The sequence below is a fragment of the Xanthobacter aminoxidans genome, assembly GCF_043193615.1.
Taxonomy (GTDB): Bacteria; Pseudomonadota; Alphaproteobacteria; order Rhizobiales; family Xanthobacteraceae; genus Xanthobacter; species Xanthobacter aminoxidans.
In genome coordinates, this window is sequence record NZ_JBAFUS010000003.1 from 48,839 (window position 1) to 67,954 (window position 19,116).

A 19,116-nucleotide genomic window follows, 5' to 3' on the forward strand; every position below is an offset into this window, starting at 1 on the left:
CGGCGAAAGGTGGGCTCAGGGCTCCGCTTACCTTCGCACTCGTCTCGGCCGGGTCATTTTGACGCCAGCACGCAGCTCGCCATGCTGCTCCTTGGCGCCATCGATCCGTGGATGATGGCCGGCCTGCTCTACCTCGGGGCAGGTGCTGGCCTCGCCGCCGTGCATCTGTCCCGGACCGCGCTCCGGCTGCCGGCGGTGGAAGCGCCGCTGCGGCGGACCGACGTGCCGTGGCTCGCGCTGGTGATCCTCACCGGCGGCGTCCTCGGCCCGCTGCTGCTCATGTTCGGCCTCGCCCGGACCGACGGCGCGAGCGCATCCCTTCTCCTCAAACTGGAAGGTGTGGCGACCATGGCCATCGCCTGGCTCGCCTTCCGCGAGAATGTGGACAGGCGCCTCCTTCTGGGCGCGTGATCCATGTCGCCTTTCGGCAGGTGGTGAGCCTGGACTGGGCACGGCATCGGGCCGGACCTGCCTCTGCTCTCCTCCACCGACTGGCGTGCGGCCGCGCTCTCGGCGATGACGCGGCTGGCCATGTTCAGGCTCGGGCTCGGGATGCTCACCACGCTCGCGGCCTTTGGCTTGCGGGCCGGCGGAGGTGGTGCTTTCGATATTGGGCTGAGGCCGCGCCCGATTGGCACGGCGGCGGCGTCCGCAGGAGAGGTCACGCTCGCCCCGCCCTGCCTCCCGATCGAGCGCGGGAGGAGAAGCGAGAATCTGTTGGCGTCTGCACGCCCAGTGTCATCCAGGAGAAGCCGACAGCCCGCCCGCGCGCACGCTGGTTCTGGTGATGACCCGACATCACGAATATGCTTTCCGCGACTCGACGGACGGCCGATTATCGTGTGTTTTCTTGGATTTAGGTGGCGCGCCGGGGAAGATTCGAACTCCCGACCCCCAGATTCGTAGTCTGGTGCTCTATCCAGCTGAGCTACCGGCGCCTGTGCCCGTGACCGGCGGACCGGTCGGGAAAGCGAGGAGCTTTCCGGGGCGTTCGCGGCTTGGAATTCCGCGAGGCCCGTCTGCTACCCCTTTTTATGGGAGGGTGCAAGGCCCCCGGCCCGCATCGCTCATGAGACCGGCCGGAAAGAGCGCGCCTTGTGGAAAACTCGGCCCGCTCACGCCCGGATGCGTTCCCGTCGGTGATGCCGGCTCTCCGGCTGGTCGGGGATGGTGATGCGGAAGGCGGTGCCGATCTTGGTGTCGAGCAGGCGGATGTGGCCGCCGTGGGCCCGCACCAGTTCGTCGGCGATGGGCAGGCCGAGCCCCGTGCCGCCGCGCCGGGCAGAGGAGACGAAGGCCTCGAACAGATGCTCTCGCCGCGCCGCGGGAATGCCCGGCCCGGTGTCGCTGAGCTCGATCTCCACCACCGGCCCCTTGCGGCGGGCGCGGACGCGGATCTGGTCGCGCTCGGGATCGAGCGGGGCGCGCGCCTCGAGCGCCTGGAGGGCGTTGCGGGTGATGTTGAGGATGACCCGGAACAGTTGATCAGGATCGGCATCGGCGGTGAGTCCGCGCTCCACGTCTGCCACCCAGCCGACCCCCGCGCTGCCACCGGGCGAGAGGCCGAGGGTTTCGCGCACCTCCTCGAACAGATGGGCGAGTTCCACGTCGCGCCGCTCCGGCAGGGGCTCCTTGGCGCGACCGTAGGACAGGGTCTGCTCGCAATAATGGATGGCGCGGTCGAGGGCAGCGAGCAGCTTCGGCGCGAAGCGCTGCACGGTCGGATCCGGCACCGATGCAAGGCGGTCCGAGAGCAGCTGCGCCGAGGACAGCAGATTGCGCAGATCGTGGTTGATCTTGGACACGGCAAGGCCCAGCGCCGCGAGGTGGCTCTTCTGGTGCAGGGTGTGGGAGAGCTCGCGCTGCAATTCCTCGAGCGCCTCCTCGGCGGTGCCGATCTCGTCGGAGCGGCCGGAGGGCACGATGATGCGCGAGGCGTCCTCCGGATCCTCGCGGAAGGCGGACATGCGCTCGGTGAGGCGGCGCATGGGCCGCACGAACAGCCAGTTGAGGCTCACATAGACCAGCACGCCCGCCACGACAGCCACGGCGAGCGAGATGAGCAGTACGGTCGCTGCGAAGCGCAGCAGCGCCACGCGCAGCGGGGTCTCGCTGAGCACGATCTCGATGAAGTCGGCCCCCCGCGGCGGTTCGCCGACGATGCGCAGGATGCGGCCGTTGTCGGCGACGAGCGTGTCGAAGGCATCATGCACCGCGCCCCAGAGCGTGGTCTCGCGCATGTCGATGTGCACGTCCGCCTCGGGCGGCATGTCGGAGGCAGCAAGGAGGCGCCGGGTGCCCTCCCGCTTCACCACGATCACCTTGGCGCCCACGCTGTCGAGAAGCTCGCGGGTCATGTCCACCGTCACGCCGTCCTGTGGCGCGGCGTCGAGCACGAGGGCGGCGGTGCGGGCGGCGGCGAGGCGGTCGGACAGCCAGGCGATGCGGTAATTGGCGATGGTGGGCACCAGCACGGCGATTTCCGCCGTGGCCACCACGGCCACCGTCAAGGCGAGCAGTTTTGCCGACAAGCCGAGGCTCCACCGGCGGCGCTTGGGCGCCGGTGCCTCCTCGGGCTTATGGCTCCTCGGCTCGAACATCGTATCTGATACGGGGGGAAGGCCCGTCCCGGATCCCTCGGGCCCATTGCACGAAGGGATCAGCGTTAAGACATAGGCAACCATCGGGGAACGGGCCAGAGCAACCTCAATTTGAGGTAAACGGCCGAAACGGCAGCGCTTTCGCTTGCCAGCCCGTCAGCATACGGGCGCGAGGCTTTCGCCCTACTCTTCCTCGCCGAACCGGTCGCCGACGAGGGTGCCGAGGGCGTCGAGCACGTCGGACGCCTCCCGGCCGGTGGCGGTGACGGTGACGCAGGTGCCGGGCCCGGCGGCCAGCATCATCAGGCCCATGATGGAATTGCCGCCCACCGCCTCGCCGCTGCGGCACACCGTGACCATGGCGTCGAAGCGCTCCACGGTCTGTACGAACTTGGCGGAGGCGCGGGCGTGGAGGCCGCGTTTGTTGATGATGGGAAGCACGCGCACCAGCGCCTCGGGCGCGATAGGCCGGCCGCAGGCGATGGCCGGATCGTCGGAACAGCCGCCCGCCGCGCAACCGGCGTCGGCGAAAAGCTCAGTTACCGGAGAGGACGCGGCTTGCGACATTGATGTATTTCCTACCGGCTTCCTGGGCGACGTCCACGGCCTGGGCCAGCGGCATCTCCCCACGCACCTTGGCGAGCTTGACCAGCATGGGCAGGTTGATGCCCGCGACCACCTCGACATCCGGCGTGTTCATCACCGAAATCGCGAGGTTCGAAGGGGTTCCGCCGAACATGTCGGTGAGGATCACCACCCCGTCGCCGGTGCGCACGCGATCCACCGCCTCGATGATGTCCTGGCGCCGCCGCTCCATGTCGTCTTCGGGACCAATGGTGACAGCGGCGATCTGGGCCTGCGGGCCCATCACGTGCTCCAGAGCGGAGCAGAATTCGTCTGCCAGACGGCCGTGTGTGACGAGGACGAGACCGATCATGCTTCCTCCGCCCTCATCTTCCCCCTGATGAAGGCCTCCCGCGCTGCGGGACGGCCATATTCAGAGCGGCTCAAAAATTACGCAAGGGGTGCAACGCACAAAAGCACATTTAGTTTTCGTAAGCTCGCGTCTTGAGAATGCAAGCGATTACGACAGGCGCCAGGTCCAGGCTGAAGATCGGAGTTCTAGGGATTTCAATGCCTTGAATCTGTTCCCGAAGCTCGGCCGGGTCGGGCATGCGGACCATTTCCGATGCCGCCAGATCGACCACATGCCGCACTGCGACGGAGGGACGGTGTTCCATCCGCCTCACACCAATACCGCGCAACTCGATCAGGCCTGCAAGTAAAGGAGGCGGTCGGGCGATCAGCATACCATCCTCCACCGCAAGCACCACCCGGTCGTCCGCCACCAGCTCGGCCGGCGGCAGGGCGCGGGGGGCATCGAGGATGAGCCTCAGCGCCAGCATGGACTTGCCGGAGCCCGAGGGGCCGCGGATGAGAAGCCCCACGTCCCCCACGGCGACGCAGCTTGCGTGGATGGTGGGTGGCGCGGCCCCGGTCACGGTCAGCTGGTGGGCAGGCGCACGACGAAGCGCGCGCCGGTGACGTGGGGGGTGCCATCGGGATCGGTGGCGGTGCGGTTCTCGGCCCAGATGCGCCCGCCGTGGGCTTCCACGATCTGCCGCGAGATGGAGAGGCCGAGGCCGGAATTCTGGCCGAAGCCCTGGTGCGGGCGATCCGTGTAGAAGCGCTCGAAGATGCGCGAGAGCGCATCTGGGCGAATGCCCGGCCCGTCGTCGTCCACGGTGATCTCCGCCCCGTCCTTGAGGCGGCGGCAGGTGACGCGCACCGAACCGCCCTGCGGCGAGAAGGAGCGGGCGTTGGAGACGAGATTGTCCACCACCTGGCCGAGGCGCGAGGAGTGGCCGGCGATGTTGTAGTCCTGCGGCGCCCCCGCCGCGCGATCGAAGGCGAGGGAAACGCTGACCCCGTCATCCTTGCGCACGTCCTGGGCGAGGCCCACCACCATCTCCAGAAGCTGCTTCAGGTCCACCGTAACCGCTTCCTGCCGTTGCAGCTCCGCGTCCAGGCGGCTGGCGTCGGAGATGTCGGAGATGAGGCGGTCGAGACGCTTCACGTCATGCTGGATCACCTCCAGCAGGCGCGAGCGGGAGGAATCGGTCTTCGCGAGGGGCAACGTCTCCACCGCGCTGCGCAGGGAGGTGAGCGGATTCTTCAATTCGTGCGCCACATCCGCCGCGAAGCTCTCGATGGCCTCGATGCGGTTGTAGAGCGCGCTCGTCATGTCGCGCAGGGCGCCGGAGAGGTGGCCGATCTCGTCGGCGCGGGCGGTGAAATCGGGAATTTCCACCCGGGTCTTGATGCGCCGGCGCACCCGCTCCGCCGCGGCGGCGAGCTTGCGCACGGGATCAGCGATGGTGCCGGCCAGCAGCACGGAGAGCAGCACCATCACCGCCGCCGCCACCAGGAACACGCGGACGATGACGAAGCGTTCGGCCTTCACCGCCGCATCGATCTCGCCGCTCTGGGTGGAGAGCAGCAGCACGCCGAGGATGGCGCGGAAGCGCTGGATGGGCACGGCGACCGAGACCACCACCTGCCCGCGCTCATCCACCCGCACCTCGCTGGCCTTGGTCCCGAGCGCGGCGGAGGCGACTTCCGGATAGTTCTTGCCGGCCTGCGGCCCCATCTCGCGGTAAAGCGGCAGGTCGCCACGGCCGAGCCAGAGCTGGATGCCGAGCCACGCGCGCTCCAGGAACCCGGGCTTGGGCTCATTGGGCGAAGGCAGGTCGAAGCGCAGGATCTCGCCGCGGGAATAGAGCGAGCGAGAGTCCAGCAGCAGCTGGCCTTCCCGGTCATAGATGCGGGCGCGGGTGCGGGTCGGGCCGACGAGGCGGCGCAGCACCGGGGCCACGCGCTCGGGATTGATGGGGAATTCCAGCGGCGCGAAGCCGTCCTCGGGGCCATAGCTCTCGCCCGCCTGCAATTCCAGCAGGCGGTCGGGGTCGAGCGTGATGGCGTTGGTCTCGACCTGCGCCGAGGAGGCGATGGCGGCGGCGATGATCTCGCCCTGCACCAGAAGGCTCTGGATGCGCGCGTCGATGAGGCCGGAGCGGAACTCCGAGAGATAGAGGATGCCGGAGACCAGCGCGCACAGGCCCGCGAGGTTCAGGAGCACGATGCGCCGCGTGAGCGACGAGAAGCCCTTGAACGCCACGAAGCGGCGCACGCGCCGAACGGTGGCGAGAATGCCCGCCGGCTCGCTCGGACGCTCCAGCGGCGCCTCGTTGGTCTCGACCGTCATGTGGTGCCGAACCTGCCGCGCGCGGCCCGGATCACTCCTTGAACCGGTAGCCGACGCCGTACAGGGTCTCGATCATCTCGAACGAATCGTCCACCGACTTGAACTTCTTGCGCAGCCGCTTGATGTGGCTGTCGATGGTGCGGTCGTCCACATAGACCTGATCGTCATAGGCTGCGTCCATGAGGGCGTTGCGGCTCTTGACCACGCCCGGGCGCTGGGCGAGCGCCTGGAGGATGAGGAACTCGGTGACGGTGAGCGTCACCGGCTCGGCCTTCCAGGTGCAGGTGTGGCGCTCCGGGTCCATGCGCAGATTGCCGCGCTCCAGCACCTTGGCGCTGTCCACCTCGCGCGGGGCGGCACCGTCCTTGGCGCCGGCGCGGCGCAGCACCGCCTTCACCCGCTCCACCAGCAGGCGCTGGGAGAAGGGCTTCTTGATGAAATCGTCGGCGCCCATCTTGAGGCCGAACAGCTCGTCGATCTCCTCGTCCTTGGAGGTGAGGAAGATCACCGGCATGTCGGTCTTCTGGCGCAGGCGGCGGAGCAGCTCCATGCCGTCCATGCGGGGCATCTTGATGTCGAGGATGGCGAGGTCCGGCGGGTTGGTCTTGAACCCGTCCAGGGCCGAGGCGCCGTCCGTGTAGGTGTCGATGCGATAGCCCTCCGCCTCCAGAGCGATGGAGACCGAGGTCAGGATGTTGCGGTCGTCGTCGACGAGGGCGATCGTGGGCATGACACCTCTTTAAAGCCGTCCGGAAAGCGGACCGTTGAACACGGGCCTTCAAGCCAGCCATCTGTTGCGGCCTCTCACTGCGGTGAACCGCGTTCGCGTGGCCGAAATGTGACACACAAGACTCGATCGACGCAAAATAGCGGGATTCTCCACCGACACCAAATGGCGGCCGCCGAATACCCTTAATCAAGCTTTCCCTTTCCGTGCGTCCCTTACGGAAGGTTCGGGCGTCCGGTTGCGCTCCTCCCCTTGCGCCCGGCCGCCGCGCCGGAGCATCGTGGCACCGCCCCGCAGGAGGAGCCCCATGACCAAGCCGTCCGCGACCGCCGTCCGCCACCTCGTGCGCGAGGCCCGCTTCGGCGCCCTTGCAACGCTGGAGGGAGACGGCGCGCCCTACGCCTCTCTGGTGGCAATCTCCACGGACCCGGAGGGCCGCCCGACGCTGCTCATCTCCCGCCTCGCCCGGCACACCCGCAACATCGCGGGCGATGCGCGCGTCTCCCTCCTTGTTTCGGCGGCCGGCGCCGAAGACCCGCTGAACGCGCCCCGCGCCAGCCTCATCGGCCGCATCGTCCCCGCCCCTGCCCCGGAGGTCCGCGCGCGCTATCTCGCCCGGCACGAAGCGGCGGCGGGATATGCGGATTTCACGGATTTCGCCTTTTACGCCATCGACATCACCGAGGCGCACCTGGTCGAGGGCTTCGGCCGCATCGTGGACGTGCCGGGGGAAAAGCTGCTCACCCGCTGGCAGGGGGCGGAGGCGCTGGCCGAAGGGGTGGACGGCGTGATCGCGCACATGAATGCGGACCATGCCGATGCCGTGCGCCTCTACGCCACCGTGCTCCTCGGCGCGCCGGAGGGCGACTGGCGCCTGCTCTCCCTCGATCCCGAGGGGTGCGAGCTGATCTGCGGCGACCTCGTGCGCCGGCTCGACTTTACCAGACGGGTGGAAGACCTTGCTGCAGTGCGGCAAGAACTGGTGAAGCTGGTGAACGACGCACGGCGTGGAACTGCCGCCTGAATTTAAACGTTTAGCCTCCGTTTGTCGGAGTTTCCTTGGCGCTCAACTCCCTCTAGCGTGCGCGACGCGGCTTCGAGGGATGCGCAAAGACGTCCCCGGCCCGACACCGCCCGCATAACTCTACGAGAGCGGGACGGCGGATGAATGCCGGCGTCACGCCGGCGGGAACTGTGGAGGAATCTTCCGTGCTCGAAACCGGTCACCGGAACAGCGCCTGCGGCGCGGACACTTTCGGCCTCAAGCATCTTACGGCGGTCCACTGGAATCTGCTCGAGCCCGAGCTCTACGAGCATGCGCTCGCGCACAAGGAAGGGCACCTGTCCTCCGGCGGCGCGCTGATGGCCGAGACCGGCGCCCACACCGGCCGCAGCCCCAAGGACAAGTTCGTGGTGCGCGACGCCACGACCGAGGGCGAGGTCTGGTGGGACAATAACGGCGCCATCACGCCGGAGCAGTTCGAGACGCTCTATCAGGACTTCCTGAAGGAGGCCGAGGACAAGACCCTGTTCGCGCAGGATCTCTATGGCGGCGCAGATCCGGCCTCCCGCATCAAGGTGCGCGTCTATACCGAGTTCGCCTGGCACTCCCTGTTCATCCGCACCATGCTGCGCCGCCCCGAACGGGCCGAGCTGGACGGCTTCGTGCCGGAGATGACCATCATCGACCTGCCGTCCTTCAAGGCCGACCCGGCGCGCCACGGGGTCCGCTCGGAGACGGTGATCGCGGTGGACTTCACCCGCGGCATCGTGCTCATCGGCAACTCGTCCTATGCGGGTGAGATGAAGAAGTCGGTGTTCACCGCGCTCAACTACATCCTGCCGAAAAAGGGCATCATGCCCATGCACTGCTCGGCGAACGTAGGCGACGCGGGCGATGTCTGCCTGTTCTTCGGCCTGTCGGGCACCGGCAAGACCACGCTGTCCGCCGATCCCAACCGCACGCTCATCGGCGACGACGAGCACGGCTGGAGCCAGGACGGCGTGTTCAATTTCGAGGGCGGCTGCTACGCCAAGACCATCCGCCTCTCCGCCGAGGCCGAGCCCGAAATCTTCGCCGCCTCCAACCGCTTCGGCACGGTGCTGGAGAATGTGGTGCTGGACAAGGTGACGCGGGTGCCGGACTTCGACGACGGCAGCCTCACCGAGAATACCCGCTCCTGCTATCCCCTCGCCTTCATCCCCAATGCCAGCCCCACCGGCCGCGCGGGGCAGCCGAAGAATGTGGTGATGCTCACCTGCGACGCCTTCGGCGTGCTGCCGCCCATCGCGCGGCTGAGCCCGGCGCAGGCCATGTATCACTTCCTCTCCGGCTACACCGCGAAGGTCGCGGGCACCGAGAAGGGGGTGAAGGACCCGGAAGCCACCTTCTCCACCTGCTTCGGCGCGCCCTTCATGCCGCGCCACCCCTCGGTCTACGGGAACCTGCTGCGCGATCTCATCGCGGAACATGGCGTGGACTGCTGGCTGGTGAACACCGGCTGGACCGGCGGCAAGTTCGGCACCGGGCGGCGCATGCCCATCAAGGTCACCCGCACGCTCCTCACCGCGGTGCTGGACGGCTCGCTCAAGGGCGCCTCGTTCCGCACCGATCCCTATTTCGGCTTCGAGGTGCCCACTTCCGTGCCGGGCATCGAGCCGCACGTCCTTTATCCGTCCAAGACCTGGGCCGATAAAGCGGACTTCGACGCCACCGCGCGCCGGCTGGTGAACATGTTCCGCGAGAACTTCGCCCGCTTCGAGACCCATGTGGACGCCGCCGTGCGCGACGCCCAGCCCCAGGTGCGCATCGCCGCCGAGTGAGCGGCGGTCTTCGCAGGCTCCAGACGCAAAAAGGCCCGGCGCGTCGCGCCGGGCCTTTCCGTTTGAGAGGGAAATGCTTCAGCCGCGACGGCGCTGCTGGCCGAGGCCCATCTGCTTGGCAAGCTCCGAGCGGGCGGCGGCATAGTTGGGGGCGACCATGGGATAGTCGGCCGGCAGGCCCCACTTCTCGCGATACTGCTCGGGGGTCATGTCGTAGCGCGTGCGCAGGTGGCGCTTCAGCGACTTGAACTTCTTGCCGTCCTCCAGGCAGATGATGAAGTCCGCGTTCACGGAACGCTTCACCGCCACCGCCGGCTTGAGCGGCTCGGCGTCGGCCGGCGCCTCGCCGGTGCCGAGGCGCGTGAGCGCGTTGAAAACGTCGTTGATGAGGGCCGGCAGCTCGGCCGCGGCAACCGTGTTGTTGCCGACGTAGGCGGAGATGATATCCGTCGCGAGCTCGATGAAGGCCGTCTGTTCCGTGGTGTCGCTCATGGGACCTGCTTCGCGTTGAGATGGCGTGAGATGACGAATGCGCGGTCGGTCAGGTTTCGCGCTTCCGAACAATCAGGACATGCAATCGGCGGGCGGATCGGGAGAACTCGGCGTATGCGATCAAGGTGGGGTCCAGTGCTGCCAAGGCGTCACCAAGACGCAAGGCACCACCAGGACGCTTTCGCCGCGCCCCGCTGCGCTCGTCCGCAGACACACAGTGTACGAACCTCGGACAGTGTACGTACCCTGAACAGTCGCCCGCGCACGGATGCTGCGAAGACGGCTATAAGTCCGTGTTAGTTTCGTGTTTTCAACTTTGCAACCGATATTTCCGCAATACGGCTCGTCTTCTTGATTTGTCGCAATATCGCAAATCTGCACTACCGGCCCGGCGTGCTGCCGCCCGGGCCATTCGCCCCTCGACCCAGCCGCGCGCATGTGTGATCGCATGCAGCCTTGCCGTCGCCATATGGAATGCCTACCTCTGCGACAAATCAGACTGGGGTTCTTCCATGTCCACCTCTGCCCCTTCCGACGCGGACCACACCAAGGTCGTGAAGAGCGAAAGCGAATGGCGCTCCTGCCTCACGCCCGAGCAGTTCCGAATCGCCCGTCAGGCCGGCACCGAGCGCGCGTTCACCGGCCCCTACTGGGACGAGAAGCGCGCCGGCCTCTATTCCTGTGTCGCCTGCGGCACGCCGCTGTTCCGCTCCGAAAGCAAGTACAATTCCGGTACGGGCTGGCCGAGCTTCTTCCAGCCGGTGTCGCCGGAGGCGGTCGTGACCCATGAGGACGTCTCCCACGGCATGCGCCGCATCGAGGTGCGCTGCGCATCCTGCGACAGCCATCTCGGCCATGTCTTTCCGGATGGCCCGGCGCCGACCGGCCTGCGTTTCTGCATGAACGGCACCGCCCTCTCCCTGAAGCCGGACGACGGGGCAGACCGTGGCGTCTGAGCCGCCGCGCGCCCCTCGCCGTCCGTCGACCCGCACCGTCCACGGCCTTTCCCTCACCGATGACTACGCCTGGCTGCGCGCCGACAACTGGCGCGCCGTCATGCGCGACCCGTTCGTGCTCGACGGCGACATCCGGGCCTATCTCGAGGCCGAGAATGCCTATGCGGACGCCTGGTTCGCTCCGCTTGGCGACCTCAAGGGAAAGCTGGTCGCCGAGATGCGCGGTCGCATCAAGGAGGATGATTCCTCCGTGCCCGCGCCGGACGGCCCCTTCGCCTATTATTCCCGCCACCGGGAGGGGGGCCAGCACCCCCTCGCCTGCCGCAAGGCTTTGCCGGACGGGGCGGAGGCCATCCTCCTCGACGGCGACAAGGAGGCCGCGGGCAAAGCCTATTTTCACTTTGGCCACTGGCGGCACAGCGCCGATCACCGCCGCCTCGCCTATTCCGCCGACACCTCCGGCTCCGAACTCTATTCCCTTCGCGTCCGCGACCTCGCGACCGGTGCCGACCTTCCCGACGCCATCGAGGAGACCACCGGCGACCTCCTGTGGAGCGCCGACGGCAGCGTGCTCTATTACATCCGCCGGGATGCCGAGCACCGCCCGTCCCTCGTCTTCCGCCATGTCCTCGGCACGGCGCCGGAGACGGACACGCTGATCTACGAGGAGCCGGACAAGGGCTTCTTCGTCTCCCTGGGGGAAACCCAGTCCCGCCGTTACGGGTTGATTGCCTGCGGCGACCACGAGACGTCCGAGGTCCACCTTCTGGACCTTCAGGACCCGGCCGCCGCCCCGCGCTGCATCGCGCCACGCACCGAGGGCGTGCGCTACGAGGCGGAGCACCACCCCGACCTTGGCGGCGTCGATACCCTGATCTTCCTGACCAATGCGGACGGTGCCGAGGATTTCAAGATCACCACGGCCCCCGTCGCCACGCCGGGGCGGGAGCACTGGGTCGATCTCGTCCCGCATCGCCCGGGCTGCATGATCCTGAGCCACACGGTGTTCAGCGGCCACATGGCGCGCCTTGAGCGCGAAGGCGGGCTGCCGCGCATCGTCATCCGGGCGCTGGCCGACGGCGCGGAACACGCCATCGCCTTCGACGAGGAGGCCTATGCGCTGGGCATGTCGGCGGGATACGCCTTCGACACCACCCAGTTGCGCTTCACCTATGCCTCCATGACCACCCCGTCCGAGGTGTGGGACTATGACATGGCGAGCCGCCGACGCGAGATGCTGAAGCGGCAGGAAGTGCCCTCCGGCCACGACCCGGCGCAGTATGTGACGCGCCGCCTGATGGCCCCGGCACCGGACGGCGAAACCGTGCCGGTCTCCCTGCTCTACCACAAGGACACGCCGCTCGACGGCTCCGCCCCGCTGCTGCTCTACGGTTATGGCGCTTACGGAATCACCATTCCCGCCGGCTTCGCCACCAACCGGCTGTCGCTGGTGGATCGCAGCTTCATCTATGCCATCGCCCATATCCGTGGCGGCACGGACAAGGGCTGGCGCTGGTATGCCGACGGCAAGCTGGCGAAGAAGACCAACACCTTCACCGACTTCGTCGCCGCGGCGGAGCATCTGGTCGCCGAGGGCTTCACCCGGCCCGAGCGCATCATCGCCCAAGGTGGCTCCGCGGGCGGCATGCTGATGGGGGCGGTGGCGAATCTCCGGCCCGACCTGTTCGCCGGCATCGTCGCCGAGGTGCCGTTCGTGGACGTTCTCACGACCATGCTGGACGACACCCTGCCCCTCACCCCGCCGGAATGGCCGGAGTGGGGCAATCCCATCGCCGACGAAGCGGCCTTTCACCGAATCCGGAGCTATTCGCCGGTGGATAATGTGAAGGCCCAGGCCTACCCCTCCATCTTCGCCCTCGCCGGGCTCACCGATCCGCGCGTCACCTATTGGGAGCCGGCGAAATGGGTGGCGCGGCTGCGGGCGGCGGATACCGGAGCCCGGCCGATCCTGCTGCGGACCAACATGGATGCGGGCCATGGCGGCGCCGCCGGGCGGTTCGACCGGCTGGACGAGGTCGCCCTCGTCTACCTCTTTGCCCTGAGAACGGTTGGCCGCGCCGGCTGAGGCGTGGCCATTCACAGGGGAAGAGCGAGCCTTTCCCCACGGACATTTGCGCGGCGGACGGCTTCCGGCTATCCAGAGCGCGCTGTCGATCGACATGCGAGTGAGGGGGCGGCTCCGCGCATTTAAAGGCATGCTGTGATGGGCCGTCTGGATCGCTACATCTTCTCCACGGCGGCTGTCGCCTTCCTGGGGGTCGTGGTCGTGCTCGCCGGGATGATCTGGGCGACGCAGGCACTGCGCCAGCTCGACCTGGTGACCAGCCAGGGCCAGACCATCATCGCCTTCATCGCCATCACCAGCCTCACCATGCCGACCCTGGTGCTGGTGATCGCGCCCGCCGCTCTGTTCATCGCCACCGCCTACACGCTGCTGAAGCTCAACGGCGACAGCGAGATCGTGGTGATGGCGGCCGCCGGCATGGGGCCGTGGCGCCTGCTGCGCCCGCTCATCCTGCTGGCGATTCTCGTCTCCCTGTTCTGCTCCTCCCTCGCCGTCCACGTGGTGCCGGCCAGCCTCACCAGCTTCCGCGAGCAGGTGACGAAGGTGCGCGCGGACGTGGTGTCCTTCGTCGCCCAGCCCGGCCGCTTCGTGAACCTGACGCAGGGCCTCGTCTTCCACGTGCGCGAGCGCTCCGCCAACGGCGTGATGCGCGGCATCTTCATCAATGACGCCCGCGAGAAGGAGGTTTCCACCTACCTCGCGGATCGCGGCCAGATCGTCGAGAGCAAGGCCGGCATCTTCCTGGTGCTGGAGAACGGCTCCATTCACCGGCGTGGCGGCGACCTCTGGAAGACCGAGGCGACGCCCCAGCCGACGCCCGAGGAGGCCCGCGCCGCCGCCCGTGCCAAGCTCGCCGCCCAGAACGGGGGGGGACAGGCCACCAAACCCGCCGATTCGTCCGCGCCCGCCCCGGCGGCTCCCGCAACCCCGGCCGGTGACCAGAAGCAGGGACGCTCCGACAGCAAGGCCGCCAATTCCTCGGTGGTGGAGTTCCAGCGCTACGCCTTCGATCTGTCGTCGCTGGCGCCGGACAACAAGGGCGTGGACATCAAGCCCATGGAGCGGCCGCTGTCCTATGTGATGAACCCGCCGGCCGAGGACATGTATGTCCGCTTTTTCCCCGGACGATATCGGGAGGAGCTGCACAAGCGCCTCTCGGCGGGGCTCTATCCCATGGCCTTCTTCGCCATCGCCGCCGCGGCGCTGGCCCAGCCGCGCACCACCCGCCAGAGCCGGGGCGCGGCGCTCACCTCCATCATCCCCGCCATGGGGCTGGTGCAGATCGGCAATTTCGCCATCGCCGGTCAGTTGAAGGCCAACGCCGCCGCGGTGCCGCTGATCTATGCGCTGCCCATCGTCACCGTCATCATCTGCGCCATGGTGCTCCAGGGCTGGATCCGCCTCGCCCCGCCGGCGGCGCTGACGGCGCTCGGCGCCTCCATCCGCGCGCGATTCTCGCGGCGGGCAGCGGCCTGACGATGATCGGACGCATCCTCGGCTTCTATTTCGCGCGGCGCTTCGCGCACGCAGTGGCGGTCATCTTCCTGTCCTGCGTCACGCTGATCGTGCTCGTGGACTTCCTGGAGATGGCCCGGCGCACGGCGGACCGCGAGCAGGTGACGGTGAGTCTTCTCGCCCTGCTCACCCTCTACCGCGCCCCCGCCTTCACCGAGCAACTCCTGCCCTTCGCCGTGCTGTTCGGCGGCATGGTCACCTTCGTCATCCTGTCCCGCCGGCTCGAACTGGTGGTGGCGCGGGCGGTGGGGCTTTCGGTCTGGCAGTTCATCACCCCGCCGGTTCTGGTGGCCTTCCTGGTGGGCGTCTTCGCCACCTGCGTGTTCAACCCCATCTCTGCCGACTTCAAGGAGCGGGCCAACCAGATCGAGGGCGACATCTTCGCCAGCGGCGGCGGCACCCCCGGCTTTACCCAGGGGAAGAAAGACTTCTGGATTCGCCAGCAGAGCGTGGACGGCCAATCCATCATCCAGGCGCAGTCCTCCCGCCAGGGCGGCCGCGTGCTGTCGGGCGTGGTGATTTTCGAGTTCGATCCGGCCGGGAACTTCATGGAGCGTGTGGAGGCGAAATCTGCAACCTTGGGAGATGGTGCATGGATTCTTACCGGCGCCAAGGTGCTCGTTCCGGGCCTCGACCTTGCTTCCTATGATACCTACCTGATCGCCACGAAGCTGGACCCGAAGCAGATCCAGGATTCGCTGATCGCCCCGGAAACCGTGTCGTTCTGGCAACTCCCGTCGGCTATTCGCAGTGCAGAACAATCCGGCTTCGGCGCGGAAAAATACCGCTTGCAGCTCCAGAGCCTTCTCGCAAAGCCGTTTCTGCTGGTGGCAATGGTCCTCATTGCCGCGGTCGTGGGCCTCCGCGTGTTCCGCTTCGGCGGGGTGGGCCAGACGATTCTCGGTGGCGTGCTTGCGGGCTTTCTGCTTTATGTTGGGACCAAGCTCGCCGAGGATCTTGGTGAGGCTGGAATCGTTCATCCCGTTGCTGCTGCGTGGTTTCCTGCAGTGACCGGGATTTTGTTGGGGGCGCTCATTCTGTTGCACCGGGAGGACGGATGACGGTCGGGCATCCCCCCGCCGTAGGGATGACTGCCAAGGGCCTTCGCGCAGCTGCGCGGGGAACGGGTGGTCGCGCGTCTCGACGCGCCTCCTCGGCTGCCGCCTTCAGCTTGATCTTTGCCGGCCTCGTCGCCCTCCTCGCGCCGATGGGGAGCGCCCGTGCGCAGACCGCTCAGCCTGCCGCCAGCCAGAACACGGCGCCGGGCAGCAATCTCCTCGCCGCGCGCCAGCTCGACCCGAACCAGAAGATGCTGGTGACGGCCGACCAGCTTGAATACGACTACCAGAAGGACACCGTCGCGGCGGTCGGCAACGTCCAGATCTATTACGACGGCTCCTCCCTCGAGGCGCACCGCGTGGTGCTGGACCGCAAGGCCAACACCCTGCGCGCGGAAGGCAATGCCCGCCTCAAGGACAAAGATGGCAAGATCATCACCGCCGACACCCTGCAGCTGACGCAGGACTTCAAGCAGGGCTTCATCGATTCCCTGCGCCTCGACACGCCGGACAACACCCACTTCGCCGCCATCCGCGCCGACCGGACCGATGGCAACATCACGGTGTTCCAGAACGGCATCTACACGGCCTGCGAGCCGTGCAAGGACGACCCTTCCAAGCCGCCGCTGTGGCAGATCAAAGCCAAGAAGATCATCCACAACGACGACGAGAAGATGGTCTATTACGAGGACGCCTGGGTCGAGTTTTTCGGCCTGCCGGTGGCCTATTTCCCGTACATGTCGTCGCCGGACCCGACGGTGAAGCGCAAGACCGGCTTCCTCATGCCGGAGTTCTTCTCCTCCAGCCAGATCGGCTACGGCGTCGCCGTTCCCTTCTTCTGGAACATCGCGCCCGACCGCGACCTGACCCTGACCCCCGCCTTCCTGACCCAGCAGGGCGTGCTGATGCAGGGCGAGTGGCGCCAGCGCCTGATCAACGGCAGCTACACCATCCGCGCCGCCGGCATCGTGCAGCAAAACCCGCAGGACTTCATCACCACGTCCAACGGCATCACCGAGATCCTGCCCGGCTATCGCCAGGACCGCGGCTCGGTGGACAGCTCCGGCGCCTTCGCTCTGAACAAGTTCTGGACCTTCGGCTGGGACGGCACCATCGTCTCCGACCGCACCTTCCTGCGCGACTACAACCTGATCCCGGACACCACCACCACCAAGACCTCCACCGTCTACCTGACGGGCCAGGGCGACCGGTCCTATTTCGACCTGCGCGGCCTCTACTTCCTCGGCCTTGGCGTGACGGACGATCAGGCCCGCCAGCCCATCGTCGGCACGCTCAACTACGACAAGGTGTTCAACAACGCCCTGTGGGGCGGCGAGGCCGGCTTCAAGGTGAACCTCACCAGCCTGACCCGCCAGCAGGCCGACTTCATCGGCACCTCCGAACTCACCTCCGCCATCGGCAGCGTCGGCGTGCCCACCGGCGCGTGCACCCTGTGGAGCCCGAACGCCAAGGAATGCCTGCTGCGCGGCGCGCCGGGCGACTACACGCGCCTGTCCGGCGACGTCTACTGGAAGAAGACCATCACCGATCCCCTCGGCCAGCAGTGGACGCCGTTCGTCACGGCGCGGGTGGACGTGGCCTCGGTCAACACCTCCTACCTGCCCGCCAGCTACCAGTTCGGCCCCACCTTCCCCGGGCAGAACCCGCTCCAGTCCGGCAGCGACGACCTCATCCGCGCCATGCCTGCGGTCGGTCTCGACTACAAGTATCCCTTCATCTCGGCCGAGAGCTGGGGCACCCAGACCATCGAGCCCAGGGCGCAGGTCATCATCCGCCCGAACGAGAGCAACATCGGCAAGTTCCCGAACGAGGACGCCCAGAGCCTGGTGTTCGACGACACCAACCTGTTCGAGGTGAACAAGTATTCCGGCTACGACCGGGTCGAGGGCGGCAGCCGCCTGAACCTCGGCGTGACCTACACCGCTGCCATCAACGGCGCGGGCCTGTTCACCGCCGTGGTCGGCCAGTCCTACAACCTGTTCGGCAAGAACTCCTACGCCTACGGCGACATGGCCAACACCGGCCTCGAATCGGGCCTCGAGACCTCGGCCTCGGACTACATCGCCAAGTTCGGCTACTCGCCCACCAAATATCTCGAATTCGTGACCCGCTTCCGCTTCGACGAGCAGAACTTCTCCATGCAGCGCTTCGAGCTGCAGGCGCGGGCCGAGATCGACAGGTTCAATATCGCCGTCACCTACGGCCGCTACGAGGCCCAGCCGCTGCTCGGCTATTACGACCCGCGCGAGGGCATCTACACCAACGCCTCCTACAAGCTGAACGACAACTGGGCCATCCGCGGCGCCCTGCGCTACGACTTCGCCGCGGGCGAGGTGGACTATACCCTCGTCGGCCTCAGCTACATCGACGACTGCTTCACCCTCGCCCTGAACTACATCTCCGACTACACCCTCAACGGCCCCAACGCGCCGCCGGTGACAAAGGTGATGTTCCGCATCGGCCTGCGCACCCTTGGCGAAGGTGGCTTCTCCACCAGCTTCGGCTCTGAATCCTCGAATTGATGCCGGCTGCGGCGGCGAACGTTACGGCCACGCTCGCGAAGCCGCATTGCCGCCACAGGATGAAGACAAAAGTCGCAGGCAGCCCCCGGACAGGACCATGCCGCTCGTACGCCTTCTTCTCCTCGCCATCGCCCTCCTCGTGCCCGTGCTCACCTTGGGTACGCCGGCGCTTGCGCAGCAGGTCGTGGTCATCGTCAACGGCGATCCGATCACGAACTACGACGTCTCGCAGCGCCAGCTCCTCCACAGCCTCATCGAGCGCAAGCCCATCGGCGCAAAGGAAGCCCTGGAAGAGCTGATCGACGAGCGGCTCAAGATCCAGCAGGCCAGCCGCCTGAAGCTCGACGTGGATCAGAAGGACGTGGACCGCATGTTCGCCTCGGTGGCCGAGCGGTCGGGCCGCACGCCCGAGCAATTGTCCTCCGGTTTCAAGCAGCAGGGCCTCGACGACCGCACCTTCAAGCAGAAGCTGCTCGCCGATTATGTCTGGGGCCAGTATGTCCGCGCCCGTTCCGGCACGGTGAACATCCGCGATGCCGACGTGATCGCCGCCTTGCAGAAGCGTGGCGAGACCCAATTGGTCGCCACCGAATACACCCTCATGCCCATTGTCTTCGTGGTGCCGCGCAACGCCAGCACGCATCAGGCGCGACTGGCCGAGGCCAACGCCCTGCGCGCCCGCTTCACCGATTGCGACAGCGGCGCCCAGATGGTGAAGTCCATGAAGGAGGTGGTGGTGCGCCCCAAGGTGACGCGCCTGTCCTCCGAAGTCCCCGCCCAGCTCAAGCAGATCCTGGACAAGACCGAAATCGGCCGGCTCACGCCGCCAGAGGTCGCCCAGGCCGGGGTCGAGACCTTCGCCATGTGCGGCAAGCGGGAGGTGCGCGGCGAGAGCTCGCAGAAGCGCGAGATCAAGGACGAGCTGACCACCAGCCAGTTCACCGCCGAATCGAAGAAGTTCATCGCCGAGCTGCGCAAGCAGGCCCTGATCCAATACCGTCGCTGATCCGCGCGGCGGGACTTCGCGCCAGTTCCCGCGTGCTATGGTCGG

General features: G+C 67.1%; 15 protein-coding genes, 1 tRNA gene and 1 pseudogene. 9 read left to right on the forward strand and 8 right to left on the reverse strand.

Annotated features, from left to right (window positions below):
• Positions 1-9: 9 nt before the first annotated feature.
• Positions 10-408, forward strand: a pseudogene (locus tag V5F74_RS15375) (EamA family transporter); the annotation flags it as partial.
• 453 nt (positions 409-861) lie between these two features.
• On the opposite strand, the gene V5F74_RS15380 reads toward V5F74_RS15375, so the two are convergent.
• The 7 genes from V5F74_RS15380 to V5F74_RS15410 form a co-directional block, all read right to left on the reverse strand.
• Positions 862-938 (reverse strand) — tRNA-Arg (locus V5F74_RS15380).
• Between the two features lie 177 nt (positions 939-1,115).
• A complete protein-coding gene (locus V5F74_RS15385) occupies positions 1,116-2,600 on the reverse strand; it encodes an ATP-binding protein (RefSeq protein ID WP_081837602.1) in 1,485 nt (494 codons plus the stop codon).
• A gap of 183 nt (positions 2,601-2,783) precedes the next feature.
• Positions 2,784-3,167, reverse strand: a complete 384-nt coding sequence (locus V5F74_RS15390) for an HPr family phosphocarrier protein (protein WP_024277704.1) — start codon at positions 3,165-3,167, stop codon at positions 2,784-2,786.
• Positions 3,136-3,537 (reverse strand): PTS sugar transporter subunit IIA, encoded by a 402-nt coding sequence (locus V5F74_RS15395; RefSeq protein WP_024277703.1) that lies wholly within the window; start codon positions 3,535-3,537, stop codon positions 3,136-3,138. Before V5F74_RS15395 ends, V5F74_RS15390 begins: the two co-directional genes overlap by 32 nt.
• A 109-nt stretch (positions 3,538-3,646) precedes the next feature.
• Complete coding sequence (locus V5F74_RS15400; protein ID WP_029557295.1) at positions 3,647-4,102, reverse strand: HPr kinase/phosphorylase; 456 nt, start codon at positions 4,100-4,102, stop codon at positions 3,647-3,649.
• Positions 4,103-4,104: 2 nt separating this feature from the next.
• Positions 4,105-5,865 carry a sensor histidine kinase gene (locus V5F74_RS15405; RefSeq protein ID WP_051679044.1) on the reverse strand — a complete coding sequence of 587 codons (1,761 nt, stop codon included), beginning with the start codon at positions 5,863-5,865 and terminating at the stop codon, positions 4,105-4,107.
• Between the two features lie 31 nt (positions 5,866-5,896).
• Complete coding sequence (locus V5F74_RS15410; RefSeq protein ID WP_029557293.1) at positions 5,897-6,595, reverse strand: response regulator transcription factor; 699 nt, start codon at positions 6,593-6,595, stop codon at positions 5,897-5,899.
• A 304-nt stretch (positions 6,596-6,899) separates the two neighbouring features.
• Between V5F74_RS15410 and V5F74_RS15415 the strand changes: the two genes are divergently transcribed.
• A complete protein-coding gene (locus tag V5F74_RS15415) occupies positions 6,900-7,616 on the forward strand; it encodes a HugZ family pyridoxamine 5'-phosphate oxidase (protein WP_394009005.1) in 717 nt (238 codons plus the stop codon).
• Positions 7,617-7,801: 185 nt separating this feature from the next.
• Positions 7,802-9,415, forward strand: a complete 1,614-nt coding sequence (locus tag V5F74_RS15420; protein WP_394009007.1) for a phosphoenolpyruvate carboxykinase — start codon at positions 7,802-7,804, stop codon at positions 9,413-9,415.
• 78 nt (positions 9,416-9,493) lie between these two features.
• Here V5F74_RS15420 and V5F74_RS15425 read toward each other — a convergent pair whose 3' ends face one another.
• A complete protein-coding gene (locus V5F74_RS15425; RefSeq protein ID WP_024277697.1) occupies positions 9,494-9,907 on the reverse strand; it encodes a MucR family transcriptional regulator in 414 nt (137 codons plus the stop codon).
• Between the two features lie 512 nt (positions 9,908-10,419).
• On the opposite strand from V5F74_RS15425, the gene msrB reads away from it, so the two are divergent.
• The 6 genes from msrB (at position 10,420) to V5F74_RS15455 (ending at position 19,071) form a co-directional block, all read left to right on the forward strand.
• On the forward strand, positions 10,420-10,863 hold the full coding sequence (gene msrB / locus V5F74_RS15430; RefSeq protein ID WP_024277696.1) for a peptide-methionine (R)-S-oxide reductase MsrB: 444 nt from the start codon (positions 10,420-10,422) through the stop codon (positions 10,861-10,863).
• Positions 10,853-12,949: a S9 family peptidase gene (locus V5F74_RS15435; protein WP_394009010.1), complete on the forward strand. Its 2,097-nt coding sequence runs from the start codon at positions 10,853-10,855 to the stop codon at positions 12,947-12,949. The genes msrB and V5F74_RS15435 overlap by 11 nt, the downstream gene beginning before the upstream one ends.
• 138 nt (positions 12,950-13,087) lie before the next feature.
• A complete protein-coding gene (locus V5F74_RS15440) occupies positions 13,088-14,425 on the forward strand; it encodes an LptF/LptG family permease (RefSeq protein WP_250166498.1) in 1,338 nt (445 codons plus the stop codon).
• A 2-nt stretch (positions 14,426-14,427) separates the two neighbouring features.
• Entirely contained in the window at positions 14,428-15,525 is a 1,098-nt protein-coding gene (gene lptG / locus V5F74_RS15445; protein ID WP_024277693.1) for an LPS export ABC transporter permease LptG, read from the forward strand.
• A 110-nt stretch (positions 15,526-15,635) separates the two neighbouring features.
• Positions 15,636-18,065 carry an LPS-assembly protein LptD gene (locus V5F74_RS15450; protein WP_245279336.1) on the forward strand — a complete coding sequence of 810 codons (2,430 nt, stop codon included), beginning with the start codon at positions 15,636-15,638 and terminating at the stop codon, positions 18,063-18,065.
• A gap of 97 nt (positions 18,066-18,162) precedes the next feature.
• Complete coding sequence (locus tag V5F74_RS15455; protein WP_029557286.1) at positions 18,163-19,071, forward strand: SurA N-terminal domain-containing protein; 909 nt, start codon at positions 18,163-18,165, stop codon at positions 19,069-19,071.
• Positions 19,072-19,116: the final 45 nt, after the last annotated feature.